This window comes from Streptomyces sp. NPDC058650 (genome assembly GCF_042717315.1).
Lineage (GTDB): Bacteria > Actinomycetota > Actinomycetes > Streptomycetales > Streptomycetaceae > Streptomyces.
Genome location: NZ_JBHXRL010000009.1, coordinates 21,868 through 36,493, shown reverse-complemented (window position 1 = coordinate 36,493; position 14,626 = coordinate 21,868). Strand labels below are relative to the sequence as shown.

The window sequence follows — 14,626 nt, the reverse complement described above, 5'->3', positions numbered from 1 at the left end:
AAGATGATGCTGGAGCACTATCAGTGGACAGCAACCTGCTGGTCAGTTACTCGCCGAAGAAGCCCGGCTTCTTCCAGGGTCAGAGAAAGAGGCGCCTGAGCCGGGATTTCACCCAGCAGGCGCCTCTCCCCGGGCCCCTTCCTCGAAGGGAGCCTGAGCACGGGACGGCGAACAGACACTCCCTACCCACGGAAGGAGAGGGGCCGGCGGGCGATTCTCCCGCCGGCCACGCGCACGAGCATCGACCGACCCAGGGCCTTTCGCGCCGGTCATGTGGTCGTACTCGTCATGTGCGGGATGGGTCAGCGGCGTAGCTTCAGGCGGTGTACCCCGCCGTCGACCGCGCCGACGTAGAGCGTACGGCCGTCGGGGGCGGCGGCCAGCTTGGTGGTGTCGGTGTTCTGCAGACCGCTCGAGATGTTCTCCCAGGTGAGGCCGTTGTCGGTGCTGCGCAGTACGCCCCGGCCGCCCTGGACGAGTCCGGACGCGGTCGAGCGGGCGGTGGCCGCGTAGAGCGCTCCGTTCACCCGCAGCAGGTCCGAGACGTGGACCGCGAGCGGGGCGGTGTCGGCGGTGCGGAAGGTCCTGCCGTCATCGGTGCTGACCCGGACGGACGATCCGCCGACGACCAGGCGTCGGCCGTCCATCACGATCGCGGAGACGGGGCCCTCGGCGACCTTGGTCTTGGTGACGCCGCCGTCGTCCGAGCGGTAGAGGCCCGAGGCGTTGCCCAGCCAGAGGCGCCGCGGGTCGCGCGGGTCACCGGCCATGGCATCGAAGGACCTCTCGTGGAAGAGGTTCTTCCACGTCCTGCCGCCGTCGGAGGTCGAGAAGAGTCCGTCGCCGAAGATGCTCCTGAAGCTGATCGCCACCCGGTCCGGGTCGGCCGGGTGGACCAGGAGCGAGGTCGGTATCTCCGACGACGTGCCCTTCACCTGCCAGGTCCGGCCGGCGTCGCCGCTGCGGGAGACCTCGAAGAGGCCGGTCGCGGTGCGCCGGACCTGCCACACCACCTTGGTGTCCTCGGGCGAGACGGCGATGTGCGAGGTGAGACGACCGGTCATGCCCTCCGCCCCGGACTGGCCCCACTCGGGGCCGGCGACGGGCATGGTGGTGCGGTAGGTGCCGCTCACCGTTCCGGCGAGCAGCTGGTCCCCGCCGACCGCGAGGGCGAGGGTGGTCAGGCCCTGGACGCCGATCCTCCGGTATCCGGTGCCGTCGGCCGAGCCGCGGTACAGGCCGTCCTGTTCGCTGGACACCGTCACCGAGCCGTCGGCCCAGCGGTCGTAGTCCATCGCGATGGCCGCCTTCGAGGGCGCGGGCACGGGCTTCCAGGTCTTGCCATGGTCGCGGCTCACCTGCCCGGCGCCGAACAGCGCGCGCAGGTACACGTCGCCGCCGGAGGCGGACAGTCCGTTGCCGCCCTGCGCCAGGGGCAGCAGGGTGGACCAGGTGCGGCCCTTGTCGTAGGAGCCGCGGACGCCCGTACCAGGGACGTACGCCGCCACCACGGTGGAGTCGGCCGCCATGCCGCGGATGGTGTTCACCGGCTCGTCGAGGACGAGGTGCGCCGTACCAGGGTCGCCCTTGCCGACTCCGTCGATGCGCCAGACGCTGTCGAAGGTCGCCAAGTACAGGGTGTCGCCGGTGAGGGTGGCGTCGCGGACGTCGGTCACGCCGGTGGGGTACGTCGCCCAGCTGTCGCCCGCGTCCGTGCTGACCAGCAGTGTGCCGTCGACGATCGCGGCGAGGGTACGGGTCTGCTCGTCGGCGACGAACTCGTCGATGTGCGCGTCGGGCACGTCGAGCTTGCGCCAGGTGCGGCCGTTGTCATCCGTACGCAGGATCGTGCCCCGGCGGGTCGGGTCGGCGGCCGTGTTCACGGCGTACCACCAGCGATCGGGGCGGTGGGCGTCGACCACGACCGCTCCGGTGCCGTTGCCGTCGGCGATCGGCAGCCTGCCCACCTGGCGCCAGTTGACGCCGCCGTCGGTGGTCAGCCAGGGGGCGGCCTTCCGGAACTGGGTCACGACGGCCTGCTTGGGCCGGGCGGGCGAGAGCGCGACGTGACCGGCCTCGCTGTTCGGGCCGATGGGCTCCCAGCGGTCGCCGCGGCTGCGGGCGGGGGTGACCTCGAAGGCGCTGGTTCCGGTGATCCGCCGGCCGTCGGTGGTCGTGGCCCGCACGGCCAACCGGTAGGCGCCGGCCGCCTTCCCGGTCACGTCGGCCTGGTAGTACCCGGCGCCGTTCATGGTAGTGGGCAGTGTGAAGGCCTTGCCGTGCGGTGGCGTGACCCTGATCTCCGGCGGCGCGTTCAGGGCGGCCGGGGCGGCGATGTGCACGGTGGAGCGGCCGTCGCTCGGGTCGGGGGACGCCTGGACGACCAAGTGCCGGACGACAAGCAGGTACGGCACCCGGAGGGCCGGGCCGTGCGCGGGGGTGGCCGTGATCCGGCCGCTGATCTCCGTGTCGGTGGCCGGGCGGTCGGCCCGCAGGGTCACGGTGACGGTTGCCGACCCCCCGGCAGGGACGGTCACCCGCGACGGAGACACGGCGGTGGGGCCGGTACTGCCGAGGGTGACGGCCAGCGGCTTCTCGCCGGGGTTGGCCAGACGTACCTTCGCGGTGCCGCCGACGGTCCGGTCCGCCAGGTCGGCGAGGCCGAACGATACGCTCGTCGGGAAGGCGGTGAGGGTGGCCGACGCCGCGGCGGCCACGTCGAGCCGTCCGTTGCCCTGGACGGTGGGGCCCGTGCCGGCGAGCTCCTTCGCGGTGCCGACCAGTGCGGACCTGATCCCGTCGGGGTCCTGGTCCGGGCGCAGTTGGCGCAGCAGGGCGGCGGCTCCGGCGACGTGCGGGCTCGCCATCGAGGTGCCCGACATGCGGTAGACACCGGGCTCGTACATCGAGGTGGGGATCGCGGAGCGGATCTCCACACCGGGTGCGACCAGGTCGGGTTTGAGTCCGAAGGCGGTGCCGGGTCCGCGCGACGAGAACGAGGCGATCTCGTCGGTGGAGTCGGTGCCGCGCAGGGTGACGGACACCTCTCCGGCGGCCAGTTCACGGCTCAGCTGGGCGTACTGGGTCGTGTCGATGCCCATGACGACCAGGCGGTCCATGCGCAACGAGTCACCGGAGGCGGCGGTCCGGGTGAGGTCGGGGCGGGCGGGGGTCTCCCGGGCCTCGACCGTTCCCGGGGCGGCGGCGAGCACGGGGCCGTCGTGGGCCGGGAGGCCGCCGAGCACGGCGAGCGCGCCGCGTTTCTCGGCTTCGCGTGCCCAGTCGATGTCGCTCTGGCTCAGGACGTCCGTGCTGGGGGCGACGAGCATGTCGGCCCGCAGGATCTTGCCTCGTACGTCACCGACCCGCTGCCAGTCCTCCACGGTGCCCGCGCCGACATCCACGAGCGGCGCGGTGACCGGATTCCGGGGCGGGTTCGCGGACAGGACGCCCCGGTACGTCTGGATGAGTTCGGGCTCCTTGCCCGCCAGGTACGCGCTGGGGATCCGCAGCCCGCTGGTGGAGGCGCCGACCGCGATGACGCCCTCGGCCGCCGCCGGTGTGCTGATGGTGCCGCTGCCGGGTCCGGCGTTGCCCGCCGCCGCGACGACGACCACTCCGGCCCGCACGGCGGCGGTCGCCGCGCGGCCCAGCGGGTCGGTGCCGTCACCGGGGCCGCCGAGGCTCATGTTGATGACGTCGGCCCGGTGGGGGTTGCTCGGATCGGCCGCGGCCTCGATGCCGGCGATGATGTCGGAGGTGTAGCCGCTGCCGTCGGCGCCGGTGACCTTGTAGGCGAGCAGGCGCGCGTCGGGCGCCATGCCGGTGACGCCTCCCTCCTTGGCCGCCTTGCCCGCGATGATGCCCGCGACGTGGGTGCCGTGGCCGTTGTCGTCCATCGGGTCGTCGTCGCCGTTGGCGAAGTCGAAGCCGCCGACGACCTTGTGGCCCTCGCCGAAGCCGCCGCCCAGGTCGGGGTGGCCGTAGTCCACGCCGCTGTCCAGGACCGCCACGACGGTGCCCTTGCCGGTGGCCTTCACCCCGGCCGGGTCCTCGCGCTTCCAGACGTCGGGTGCGCCGGTCAGCGGGATGCTGATGTCCGTGCGCACCTGTACCCGGGTGTCGGGCCGGACGGCGATGACGCCCGGCAGCGCGGCCAGCCGTGCCCTCTCGGAGGCGGGCACCGTCATCGCCACGGCGTTGACGAGCAGCCCGAGTCCGCGGGGTGCGGCGGGGTGCAGTCCGGCTTGCCGTGCCGTCCTGACGAAGGCGTCCTGCCGTACCGCCAGGGCCCGTCGGGCGTCACCGACGGCGGAGGTGGCGCCGGCGGCCAGGGATGTGAGCGAGCCGCCGGGGGCGGCTGCCACGGCGGCGTCTCCGGACAGCTCGACGATGACCCGCTGGTTCGAGTCGGGTGACTTCGCGGTCGCGGTGCCGGGTGTCGCGGTGAGCGTCCCGGCCAGCGCGACGGTGGTGACCGTGGCAGCCACCAGACGTCGGCTTCTTCGTGGGTTCTTGGCCATGGGAAGAAGTCCTAGCGCCGAAGTCACTCTCCGTACAACGGATCTTGACGGCCCATTGCTGCCCCTGGCACAAGTGGGCCAGGATCCGCATATGACGAGCGACCTCACCGCGGCAGGCATCGATCCGTTCGACGAGAGCGTCTACCGGGCCGTGTTGACCCGGCGTACGGCGGCGCCTGCCGAGCTCGCCGCCGACCTCGGCTGCTCCCCCCTCCGCGCCGCCAGGGCGCTGGACCGGCTGCACGACCACGGCCTGGTCGGGCGGCTCGCGGGGGTCCGCCGCCGGTACGCGGCGATCGAGCCGGGAGCCGCGGTCGAGTCCCTGATACGGAACAGAACAGCGGAGTTGGACCGGGTCCGTTCGGCGGCGGGCGAGCTGTCCCGCCTCTTCGCCGCGGCCCAGGCCGGCACCGCCGGGGAGGACGAGGTGGAGATCGCCACCGGCCGCGAGGCGCTCGGCCGCTGGTTCGTCCGCCTCCAGCAGGAAGCGCGCGAGGACGTCATGACACTGGACCGGCCGCCGTACGCACTGACCACCTCCAACCCGGTGGAGAGCACGGCGCTGGGGCGCGGCGTGCGCTACCGCGCGGTCTACGCCCCCGAAGCGCTGGAGTGGCCGGGGGTGCTCGAGGACATCCGCGGACTCGTACGCCGTGGCGAGCAGGCCCGGGTGATGCCGGGCCTGCGAATCAAACTGGCCATCGCGGACCGCCGGCTGGCGCTGATGCCGCTCTCCCTGGACCTCGACGGCGTGCGCGCTGCGGTCATCCGCCCCTCCACGCTGCTGGACGCCCTCACCGACTACTGGGAACTGTGCTGGAAACAGGCCCTGCCGCTCGACGCCCCCGCCGAGGACCCGCTCGGCGAGGAGGATCGTCTGGTGCTCACCCTGCTGGTCAGCGGCCTCAAGGACGAGGCCATAGCCCGCCAGCTGGGCTGGTCGGTCCGCACCATGCGTCGGCGCATGAGCCGCCTCCACGAACTTCTGGGCTCGGTGAACCGCTTCCAGGCCGGCGTCGTCGCGGCACGCCGGGGCTGGATCTGACCCGCCGCCGGGCCAGGGCCGACGAGGACCTGGCGGTGATGCCGCCCACGGCCATGAGCGCTTGGGAGGCACCCGGACCGTTCCCGGACCAACTCCCTCCAAGAAACGAAACATACGACCAATCGCACTGGTCAGTGCGGGTTCATCGGCTGTACCACCAGCAGACGAAGAACCTGTTGCTCCCGGAAACGGCGCAATCAGGCTGCTTCCCAGAGGCCGGCGTCCAGGATCCGGGCGGTCTTGGTGATGTTGCCCGGTACCAGGTGCCGGTAGGTACGGTACGTCTCCTCGATGGACTTGTGCCCCATCCACTCCGCCACATCGGTGATGGGGATGCCGCTACCGAGAGCGTTCGAGGCGAAGTAGTGGCGGAAGCCGTACATCCCGACGCCCTCCTCCGGCGGAAGGTCTGCGAAAAGCTTCTTCACCCGGCGCCGCTCCATGCCCTCGGTGAAGTAGCCGCCCGGGCCACGCAGCAGGGAGCCCTCCGACGTGGCGCCGTGCTTCTCCTCGTACCGCTCGATCGCCTCCCGGACCGATCGCGGCAGGGGCACTTCCCGGAATCCCCCGTCTTGCGGTGCTTCAGCTTCGCCGGTTTCAGCGTGTTGGAGTGGATCTGCTCGCGCACCCGGTACACGTCCCGCGCTACGACGTTGTTGATGTTCACCGCCCGCGCCTCGCCATTGCGCAGGCCGCACCCCGTCATCATGACGATCTCCAGCGCGAGATCCTCGTCGGCGACCAGCAGCGCCTTCTTCACGTAGGCGAGGGGTGGGATAGCAACCTGCTCACGCACGTATTCCGGTTCCTGGACTCCCTTCACCGGATCGTCTGCCATGGCCCCCTTGGCGTAGGCGTCCCGAAGGATGGTCTTCAGGACCCGGAATATTTTCACCTGATTTCCCCGGCCGACCCCGTCGCTCTCCATCTCGTCCAGGAACCGCTCGACCACCATCGACGTGACCGAGTTCAGCTTCCTCGATCCCAGACGCGGCACGATGTGCACGTTGATCGAACTGTCGACGTGCCAGCCGGTGGAGTAGTCCGTCACCCTGCGCTGCCGGGGCCGCCACTGCTTCGCATACTCCACGATCGTCAGCTGACCCAGTTCACGGCGGGCCGCTGCCACCGAGGGCGCTGTGGTCTTCTTCTCCGCGTACAGCTGCGTGAGGCGTTCGATGGCGTCGTCCTGCGTTCCGTACCCGGATTCTTCCCGCTGCTTGCCGAGCGCGTCCCGGAAACGGATCGAGTACGGATGGGGGCAGCGGGTGGGCTTCGCGCAATCGCAGTCCTTGAAGAAGGACCCCCTGCCGCGGGCGAGGTGTCGGGCCATGTACGCACCATCCGTTCCAGCCCAAGAACCGTGCTCAGGCGCCGCACTGCAGGTCGAAGGTCAGCAAGCGGGGACACGTCCCGGGACGCATGCTGACCAGTTGCTGACTTGAGGGGGGCACCTGATGCCCCTGACCTGCGGCGACGCCAAATAGTCAGATCTTGGACTTGAACAGAGTGCGCAGCATGCAGGACTCCTCTGAGACAGCTCCCTGCCTGCTTTCTGCAGGTCAAGGGCGGCCCCGACTTTACACCGACACCCCCGTCCCATGTTTGTGAGGAACATCGCTCCGGCCGGGCGATACGGGTTCCCCACCTGGGCTTTCGCGCCGTCACCGACACCTGTTCGGGCAATCCTCCGGGAACACCCGAGGGCCCGTGTTGACCGAATGCTGATTTACCTGATGAGCCATCAGACGCGAGGGAGATCCACACACGGACGACGTGCGTCCACGCACCACCGACCTGTCGGGCACCGATATCCCTCTGGTTCATGGAACACGGCCCCTTCGGCCATCAGCCGATCGACAGCCCCGGAAGTCGGCTCGCTACCGGCCGCCCGCCCGAGGCCCCTCGGCAGCGCGGAACTCGCGAGCGAGGCGGGGCCAAGGCGCCGACGCCGCCCCGCCCGGGCCGAAGCCAAGGTCACGCGCCCCTGCGCACTTGCGTGCGCCTCTCCTCCCTTCCGTACGGTCCAGCCCGATGGCGAACCACTGGGGCGCGCTCAAGTACACCCAGGCCCTGGCGGGCGGTCGCCACTCCTTCCTCGGCCTCACCGACGAGGGCCACCGCATCGCGGACCACTACAAGTCGCTGCAGTCCGGCGAACTCGGCATCGGCTTCGCGCTCACGCTCACCGAGCACATGCTGGGTAGCCGCTTCCCCGACCACGCGGTGACGATCGTCCCCGCCGACACGGCGTTACGCGCGGGGTGGGCCCTCACCACCAGGGACAAGGGCGAGAAGGTGAAATACCGCTACCGCCCCCAGTACTTTGCCGAGGTTTGGCGGCCGGAAGAGCCGTCCCTCGTCATCCCCCTCGCATGCAAGGGCAATCACAGCGACGCCGCCACCTCCGCCGAGCAGTTGGCCTCCGCCTCGGCCCACGCCGAAGCGGTCCACATCGGCGCGTGGAACGAGACCCCCAGCCTGCTGTTCAGCACGCAGCTCCCGACGGACGGCGGCACGATGACCGTCCACGCCCTCCAGGCACTCGGCAGCGGAGGTCGGCTGTCCCCGGCGGAAGGCCGTGAGCCGAACCTGAACGCCCCACCGTTCCAGTCGAACGTGATGCCTGACATCCACCCGCCGACCGAGGGCCTGGTGGCACCGGAACCCGTACGGGGCTGCCACGTGCAGGCGAAGGAATACGCCTGGTTCCAGGAGTCACTGGCCCACACCACGGCGGCCGGGCTCATGGCCTTCACGGGATCCGGCCACGCCACGGCCCGGCACCTGACCGATCGGCAGGGCCGCAAACGGTTCACCGGCCTCGAGCACGCGGCCAGCATGAGCATCCAGGACGCCGCCCACACTCTCTTCGGCAACGAGTACGTCGGTACCGATCACGTCTTCCGTCTGAACGGCCCTCGCGTCGAGGCGTTCTCCGGCGTGGACGCGGAGGTCTTCCGTCTGCTCGCCCGGGGCGACGTCGAGGAGTACCGCGCCCTCGTCCACGCGAGCCGCCACGTCCGCCCCCGCCTCACCTTCGACAAGGATTGGGGCGGCCCCGTCTCCGTCCACTCCGACGGCTCGGTCCTCGCCCTGCGGCTGCTGCCGGGGCAGGACGAGGAGCCGCCTCCGGGCTCCCCGCGCTGACCTCGGAAGGCTGCAGGGACCGGCTCATCTCAGAGCCGGTCCCTGCGGCAGGACGACGTACACGCCGGCTCAGAGCGACGCCTCGACTCCGAGGCTTCCGGCGCCGATGGCTCCCCTCAGCACGTGGGCGATCTCCTCGGGCTTGAGGTCGATGCCGTCGAGCCCCTCCAAGGTCAGCGGGACCTCCTCCAGCGCGTACTCGCCGCGGCCTTCGGCACTGAACTCGGGACCGGTGCGGTCGTCGAAGGACCAGGTCGCGATGCGGGCGAGGTAGAAGAGCTGGCGCTCGTCGTCGGTCTCCATCGTGTGGAGGAGGCGGACGATATTGGCCTTTCCCGCGATCTCCTCGTGGATCTCCCGGTGGAGGGCGGCCTCCCGGGACTCGTCGTCGGGTTCGACGCCGCCGCCGGGCAGGACCCAGTACTCGGGGATGCCGGGCCTGGTGCGGCGGATGACCAGCATCGTGTCGTCGGCGGTGACGAGGACGGCTCGGACTCGTTCGATCATTTCGGTTCGTCTCCTTGCTTGTTGACGGTCTCAGTGGAGCAGCCGGCCGCCGTCGACGTGGACGAACTGCCCCGTGATGAACGAGGCGGAGGGGCCCACGAGGAACGCCGCCAGGGCCGCGACGTCCTCGGGCCGGCCACGGCGCGGGACGCACTGGCGCTTGATCTGGTCCTCCGGCCGCGCACGGTGCCGGGCGGGGAGGGCGTTCGGTTCATCAGCTGCAGGAGGTGTCCCATTTACATACAAGCGCGCGAGGTGCGTCCAGGTGCCGGCCTGCGGCCACGATTGCCATCCGGACGCATGGGTCCCGTCTCAGGCAACGCGGGAGCCATGCCTCCGGCGCCCTCCGCCCGATCACCGGCGTGGCGGCTGGATCTGCCGTTTCGCGGATGTCCACATAGGTCACATGATCTTCTCGGTCTTCGCCCGCGGGGAGCAGCAAGGCGGACTTCAGGAACGGCGGGCCTTACACCTCGATGCCCTGAGAGGCGCGGACGGCCACATCCTGCACGCGGCGGGGGCGCGCGTCCCGCCCAGACGTACGACATCGACCCGGCGCGGGCCGTCACCGAGGTGTGCCGCCGCGCCGGAGGGACGCTCTCGCCCGCCGAGTGGCGGACGTACCTGCCCGGCATCCCCTACCGGAAGGTGTGCTGAGCGGCGCCCGCGAGACCGGCCGGCGTGCCCGGCAGCGCGCCGAGCAGGCCGACGGCCGCGCCGGCGGCGAGGAGGACCGGCGCAGAACGCTTCGCGCCCGGGGGACGAGGGTGTGGTTCGTGGTCATGCCCGGCTTCCTCGGGGCCTCCCGGTGCCTTGCCGCCAGGTCAGGCAGGCACCGGGCGCCGGGTGCGGCGGGTGACCGCCCGGCGAGTCGCGCGGCGCCGGCCTGCCTGGTCCGGACGGAGGTCAGGGGCGGGGCGATGCCTTCGATCTCGCCGAACCGCTGTCCGTTTCCGGCGGTGTGGGGTGGCCCCGCTGGGATTCGCCGCGTTCTCCGCCGATGAGATGCGGACGCCGTCCCCTCCGGGCAGAGTGGGGAAGGACCTGTTCGTACCGAGGTGGTCCCCTGTGGTCCCGCGTGCTGGAGACGGGACGGAGTGATGCGAGGATTGTCGTGACGTCGGAGTGATCGATGTTCCGCAGACGGCCGGCCGACAACAGCGAGGACCTTCTGGTCCGGCTCGGGACGCTGACCGCCAGGGCGCGGGACTTGGCCGAGACGCAGCGTTCCCGTGTCGAGCTCGCCGTGGCCCTGCAGCGCGACATGCTGCCCTCGGACCTGCCCAGTTTTCCGGGCGCCCGGCTGGCCGTCCGCTATGAGCCCGCCAACCACGGGCTCAACGTCGGCGGTGACTGGTACGACGCCTTCTCCCTGCCCGGCGGGCAGATCGGCATGTCCATCGGAGACGTGCAGGGGCACAACATCGAGGCCGCCGCCTTCATGGGACAGGTCCGCGTGGCACTGCGCGCGCTGGCCTCCGTCAGCGGAGACCCGGGAGAGCTGCTCGGTCGCACCAACGACCTGCTGATCTCTCTGGGCGCCGACCTCTTCGCCACCTGCACCTTCCTGCGGCTCGACCCCGCTGCCGGCACCCTGGAGTGCGCCCGGGCCGGTCACATCCCCTACATCTGGGCCACCACCGACGGCCGCTCCGGTATCGACGACAGCGAGGGCGGGCCTCCGCTCGGTGTGCTCCGCGGCGTCGACTACCCGGCCACGCGCCACCGGCTCACCGCCGACGGTGTCTTCGTCCTCCTGACCGACGGGGTGGTGGAGGGGCCCTCGCTCCACGTCGACGAGGGTCTGGACCGGGTGACGCGGCTCGCCGGGATCACCGCCGTCGCCGGGCTGGACGTCGACGCGCTCGCCACCGCCGTCATGAAGCTGGCGGCCACGGTGGGGCACGAGGACGACGCGGCCGTCCTGGTCGTCGGCCATGACGGCGGTCCGGCCAGGTCGGCGGCCGAGGAGTGAGGGGAGGGGGCTCTCCTCGGGCCGGGTCGGTCCTCGGAGCGGCCTGGGCCCGTGCCGTACGGCGGCGCCCGACACGCAGGGGTCCTTGCCCGGTCGTGGCGGCCCGGCCGGTGTCTGATGGCTGACGTGTTGGACACTCGGCAGTTCCGGCCCTCTACGGAGGCGGCTCTGATGTCGCTGGCCGTGACGGTTTGCTACTTCGCGGCCGGACGACTCGGCCTGATGGGCCGCCTCGTCGTCGAAGGCGTGGTGGTCACCCCCATCTGGCCGCCCACCGGCGTCGCCGTCGCCGCCCTGCTGCTGTTCGGCGCGCGGGTCTGGCCTGGGATCGCCCTCGGCTCCTTCCTCGTCATCGCTTCCCTCACCGCTCCGGGGCCCACCACAGTGGTCACCGTGGTGAGCAACACCGTCGCGCCGCTCTGCGCCTTCCTGCTGCTGAGACGGGCCGGCTTCCGGCTCGACATGGCGCGGCTGCGGGACGGACTCTCCCTGGTCTTCCTCGGCGGGTTCGGCGCCATGCTGATCAGCGCGACCGCGGGGGTCGGACTACAGGTGGCGAAGGGCTCCCTGGACAAGAGCGAGTTCTGGCCCGTCTGGCTGGCCTGGTGGGTGGGCGACACGATGGGGGTGCTGCTCGTCGCCCCGCTCCTGCTCGTCCTCGCGGGGCCGGCCGGACGGTTCCGGGTACGGCGCTGGAAGGAGGCGGCCTTTCTGGGGCTGACGACCCTCGTCCTCATGCCCATGGCCGTGCTCAGCCCGATGAGCATGCTCTTCCTCGTCTTCCCCCTGCTGATCTGGGCAGCGCTCCGCTTCCAGCTCGCCGGAAGCATGCTGTGCGCGCTCTTCGCCTCCGTGCTCACCACCTTCGAGGCGACCTCCGGGCGGGGCGCGTTCCTCCACCTGACGGACGTCGAGATCATGGCCAAGCTCCAAGCGTTCAACGGTTCCGCCGCCCTGACCGCCCTGCTTCTCGCCTCCGTCATCACCGAGCAGCGTGCGACCCGCCGGTCGGTGCGCCGCGCCTGCCAGGAACTGGCGGAGGTCCTGGAGCACCTCGCGGCGGGCGAGCCCTCACCGGGTCCACCCGGCACCGCCGAGAGCCGGGCAGCCCCACCCAGCGGGCACCGGGATCCGTGACACCTGCGCCGGAGCCGACGCAGGAATCAGGAGCCGTACAACGCCTGCAAGGCATGGGAACTGTCCGGCGCCCACGAGCTGGTGCGTGTTTGCGGTCGGAGACGAGACCGGCGATGGCCCGGTAGGCGTCGGACAGAACTTCGCGCCGGTGGGTCCAGCGGGTCAGCTGTTTCCAGCGTTTGTGGTCGGCGAGCGCGTGCTCGACGGTGACGCGTTTCGATGAGTGGTTGTGCCGGGCCTCTTCTCTGGCTGCGTGCACGTGCGACAAAGCGATCTTGTTCGTTTCCTGGGTGGCGTGACGGCCTGTCCGGGGTGGTCGCGTCAGAGACCGAGGCATCCGTCGTCCAGAAGCACTTCCACCTCCGAGAAGTGCTGGAAGCAGACGGCGACGCCTTCGTTGCGTGCGGCGGTCGCATGGTGCAGATGGATCAGCGTGGCTGTCAGCCGGTCGATGAACACCAACTGGTGCCGGGCCCGGCTCCTGCGGCCCGCTTCCTGGCTCCGCCTCTGCCGCCTGCCCCCAACTCGCCCAAGAAGCGCTCGACGACGATCGGCGTGACCGAGTTCAGCTTTCGTGATCCGAGGCGGGGAACAACGTGCGCATTGATCGAGCTGTCGACGTGCTCGCCCGTGGAGTACTCCGTCCTCTTGCCTTGCCGGGGCCGCCACTGCTTCGCGCATTCCTCGACCGTCTGCCGGCCCAGCTCACGGCGGGCTTCGGCGACGGATGGCGCCGTGCTCTCCTTCTCCGCGTGGATCGCCGTAAGGCGCTCGATCGCGTCGTCCTGCGTGTCGTACCCGGACTCCTCGCGCTGCTTGCCGAGCACGTCCCTGAAGCGAATCGTGTACGGATGCGGGCAGCGGGTGGGCTTGATGCAGTCACATTCCTTGAAGAAGGAGCGTTTTTGCAGGTCAAGGGCTGTTTCCTTACCCTATTACGAGTCGCATTCCTGACGCATCATCAGGTGGCGATGGGAGGGCTTCGCCCGCTCAGCCGGCCGCCATCGCGATGACTCGGTAAGCCTACGCAGCGCTCACCCCTGGGCCTCCGTGATCACCGTCACTTCGACGGACTGGCGGGCGTCCGGTCGATCAGCCTCTCTTCGCCCCGGTACGCGAGCCATCGACACATACGCGATCACCTGGGTCCCTGCGCGAGCCCGGGTCGCCGCGCCGGCGGCGGTCCTCGGTCCCGTCCGTCGTGCTCATCCGTCGTGGTGGTGCGACTTCTCCGGCAGGCCTGCCTCGCGCCGCTCCTCGTCGCTCCACGCCCGCGTGTCGCGCGGCCTGACGTACGGTTCCCGGTCCGGCGGCATGCCGCCGGCCACCGCGCGCCGGCGCAGCAGCTCGGCGTCGAACTCCAGGCCCAGCAGCACGGCCAGGTTGCTGATCCACAGCCAGACGAGGAAGACGACGACGCCGGCCATGGTGCCGTAGACCCGGTTGTACGAGGCGAACTCGGAGACGTACACCGCGAAGCCCGCCGAGGCCGCCATCCAGATCAGCAGGGCGAGCACGCTGCCCGGGGTGATCCAGCGCCATCCACGGCCCTTGGCGTTCGGGCTCGCCCAGTACAGCAGGGCGATCATCACCACGGCGAGCAGGAGCAGGGCGGGCCACTTGGCCACCGACCAGACCGTCAGGGCGCGGTCGCCGACGCCCAGCGTCTCTCCGGTCCGGCGTGCCACGTCACCGCTGACCATGAGCATCAGGGCGCCCGCGGCGGCCATCAGCATGAGTGCCGCCGTCATGCCGAGCCGGATCGGCAGCAACTTCCACACGGGGCGGCCCTCGGGGACGTCGTGGACGCGGTTCGCGGCGCGCATGAAGGCGCCGACGTAGCCGGACGAGGACCACAGCGCCACCAGGAGTCCGACCACGGCCATGACGGCGCCGGGGCCGATGTTGCCGCTCAGGGCCGCCGGCGCCTGTTCCAGGACGTCGCGGGCCGGTCCCGGCGCCAGCTCCCGCAGGCTCTCCATCACCCCGTCGGTGGTCCGCTGCCCGCTGATCCCGAGCAGCGAGACCAGGGCGAGAAGTCCGGGGAAGAGCGACAGGACGCCGTAGTACGTCAGCGCCGCCGCCCGGTCCATGAGCTCGTCGTCCGTGAACTCGCGCACCGACCCCTTCAGGACCGCGAACCAGGAGGCCCTGGGGAGGTCGGCGGGCGAATCGGGGGCGCGCTCCTCGACGCCGGGGCCTGGCCCGGGGCCCTCGGCGTCGGACGGGTCGGGGGGCGGGGTCCGGGACTCCGGAGCCCGCCGTTCGGGGAAGTTCCGTTCGGCCATG

11 protein-coding genes and 1 pseudogene are annotated in these 14,626 nt (G+C 70.9%); 4 read left to right on the top strand and 8 right to left on the bottom strand.

Features of this window, described 5'->3' with window-relative positions; all coding sequences use genetic code 11:
* Window positions 1-302: 302 nt before the first annotated feature.
* Window positions 303-4,490: a S8 family serine peptidase gene (locus ACFWWU_RS17970; protein WP_384146009.1), complete on the bottom strand. Its 4,188-nt coding sequence runs from the start codon at window positions 4,488-4,490 to the stop codon at window positions 303-305.
* A 124-nt stretch (window positions 4,491-4,614) separates the two neighbouring features.
* Here ACFWWU_RS17970 and ACFWWU_RS17965 point away from each other — a divergent pair, with 124 nt between their 5' ends.
* Window positions 4,615-5,568, top strand: a complete 954-nt coding sequence (locus ACFWWU_RS17965; RefSeq protein WP_384146006.1) for a helix-turn-helix domain-containing protein — start codon at window positions 4,615-4,617, stop codon at window positions 5,566-5,568.
* Between the two features lie 197 nt (window positions 5,569-5,765).
* Here the strand turns inward: ACFWWU_RS17965 and ACFWWU_RS17960 are convergent, their stop codons facing one another.
* Both ACFWWU_RS17960 and ACFWWU_RS17955 read right to left on the bottom strand, forming a co-directional pair.
* Window positions 5,766-6,092 (bottom strand): tyrosine-type recombinase/integrase, encoded by a 327-nt coding sequence (locus ACFWWU_RS17960; protein WP_384146709.1) that lies wholly within the window; start codon window positions 6,090-6,092, stop codon window positions 5,766-5,768.
* Window positions 5,993-6,901, bottom strand: a complete 909-nt coding sequence (locus tag ACFWWU_RS17955) for a hypothetical protein (protein ID WP_384146003.1) — start codon at window positions 6,899-6,901, stop codon at window positions 5,993-5,995. Before ACFWWU_RS17955 ends, ACFWWU_RS17960 begins: the two co-directional genes overlap by 100 nt.
* Window positions 6,902-7,602: 701 nt before the next feature.
* Between ACFWWU_RS17955 and ACFWWU_RS17950 the strand changes: the two genes are divergently transcribed.
* On the top strand, window positions 7,603-8,718 hold the full coding sequence (locus ACFWWU_RS17950; RefSeq protein ID WP_384145999.1) for a hypothetical protein: 1,116 nt from the start codon (window positions 7,603-7,605) through the stop codon (window positions 8,716-8,718).
* 69 nt (window positions 8,719-8,787) lie between these two features.
* On the opposite strand, the gene ACFWWU_RS17945 is transcribed toward ACFWWU_RS17950, so the two are convergent.
* Both ACFWWU_RS17945 and ACFWWU_RS17940 read right to left on the bottom strand, forming a co-directional pair.
* On the bottom strand, window positions 8,788-9,225 hold the full coding sequence (locus tag ACFWWU_RS17945; RefSeq protein WP_384145996.1) for an NUDIX domain-containing protein: 438 nt from the start codon (window positions 9,223-9,225) through the stop codon (window positions 8,788-8,790).
* Window positions 9,226-9,255: 30 nt separating this feature from the next.
* Window positions 9,256-9,471, bottom strand: coding sequence for an SDR family oxidoreductase (locus ACFWWU_RS17940; RefSeq protein WP_384145993.1), 216 nt, complete (start codon window positions 9,469-9,471; stop codon window positions 9,256-9,258).
* Between the two features lie 886 nt (window positions 9,472-10,357).
* On the opposite strand from ACFWWU_RS17940, the gene ACFWWU_RS17935 reads away from it, so the two are divergent.
* Window positions 10,358-11,200, top strand: a complete 843-nt coding sequence (locus ACFWWU_RS17935) for a PP2C family protein-serine/threonine phosphatase (protein ID WP_384145990.1) — start codon at window positions 10,358-10,360, stop codon at window positions 11,198-11,200.
* Between the two features lie 117 nt (window positions 11,201-11,317).
* Window positions 11,318-12,337: an MASE1 domain-containing protein gene (locus ACFWWU_RS17930; protein ID WP_384145987.1), complete on the top strand. Its 1,020-nt coding sequence runs from the start codon at window positions 11,318-11,320 to the stop codon at window positions 12,335-12,337.
* Between the two features lie 91 nt (window positions 12,338-12,428).
* Here ACFWWU_RS17930 and ACFWWU_RS17925 read toward each other — a convergent pair.
* From ACFWWU_RS17925 to ACFWWU_RS17915, 3 genes and pseudogenes are all read right to left on the bottom strand, one after another.
* Window positions 12,429-12,757, bottom strand: a pseudogene (locus tag ACFWWU_RS17925) (hypothetical protein); the annotation flags it as partial.
* A gap of 20 nt (window positions 12,758-12,777) precedes the next feature.
* Window positions 12,778-13,164 (bottom strand): hypothetical protein, encoded by a 387-nt coding sequence (locus tag ACFWWU_RS17920; protein ID WP_384145984.1) that lies wholly within the window; start codon window positions 13,162-13,164, stop codon window positions 12,778-12,780.
* Between the two features lie 378 nt (window positions 13,165-13,542).
* The gene (locus ACFWWU_RS17915; protein ID WP_384145981.1) at window positions 13,543-14,625 is read right to left on the bottom strand and encodes a YihY/virulence factor BrkB family protein; all 1,083 of its coding nucleotides are present in this window, start codon (window positions 14,623-14,625) and stop codon (window positions 13,543-13,545) included.
* Window position 14,626: the final 1 nt, after the last annotated feature.

What these genes read in the sequence shown, in the direction of transcription:
- ACFWWU_RS17945 (WP_384145996.1), bottom strand. Translation starts at nt 9,225, where the DNA reads ATGATCGAACGAGTCCGAGCCGTCCTCGTCACCGCCGACGACACGATG.
- ACFWWU_RS17930 (WP_384145987.1), top strand. Translation starts at nt 11,318, where the DNA reads ATGGCTGACGTGTTGGACACTCGGCAGTTCCGGCCCTCTACGGAGGCG.
- ACFWWU_RS17955 (WP_384146003.1), bottom strand. Translation starts at nt 6,901, where the DNA reads ATGGCCCGACACCTCGCCCGCGGCAGGGGGTCCTTCTTCAAGGACTGC.
- ACFWWU_RS17915 (WP_384145981.1), bottom strand. Translation starts at nt 14,625, where the DNA reads ATGGCCGAACGGAACTTCCCCGAACGGCGGGCTCCGGAGTCCCGGACC.
- ACFWWU_RS17950 (WP_384145999.1), top strand. Translation starts at nt 7,603, where the DNA reads ATGGCGAACCACTGGGGCGCGCTCAAGTACACCCAGGCCCTGGCGGGC.
- ACFWWU_RS17935 (WP_384145990.1), top strand. Translation starts at nt 10,358, where the DNA reads ATGTTCCGCAGACGGCCGGCCGACAACAGCGAGGACCTTCTGGTCCGG.
- ACFWWU_RS17965 (WP_384146006.1), top strand. Translation starts at nt 4,615, where the DNA reads ATGACGAGCGACCTCACCGCGGCAGGCATCGATCCGTTCGACGAGAGC.